At 40.8% G+C, this 238-nt stretch carries 1 protein-coding gene; it reads left to right on the top strand.

What is annotated here, in order from left to right; genetic code table 11:
• Window positions 1-56 precede the first annotated feature (56 nt).
• Window positions 57-238, top strand: a 182-nt coding sequence (locus tag AAEY79_RS16325; protein WP_352289807.1) for a hypothetical protein, incomplete at its 3' end; no start/stop codon positions are given.

The following is a 238-nucleotide window of genomic DNA, read 5'->3' as shown; positions in this document are numbered from 1 at the left end:
AGCTAATACCCTCTGATAAAACGAACCTTACCTTCATTACTCTTGTAGGATTTTACATGTTGGATCACTTGCTGACTGTACCCAATACTGATAGTACACGCCCAACATGGACCATGCCTGCTATGCTCTTTGTACTTCTAATGACACCTTTAGGAGCATATGCCATCCCAAGTAATATGGGCAGTTTTAATATTACCAGCCAAAATATTGCAACAGGGTCTGCCTCAGGTAATTATAC

This window comes from Psychrobacter sp. GW64-MNA-CIBAN-0177, from assembly GCF_040309585.1.
Taxonomy (GTDB): Bacteria; Pseudomonadota; Gammaproteobacteria; order Pseudomonadales; family Moraxellaceae; genus Psychrobacter; species Psychrobacter okhotskensis.
The sequence above is the reverse complement of the archived record's forward strand: the minus strand, read 5'-3'. Positions and strand labels throughout refer to the sequence as shown.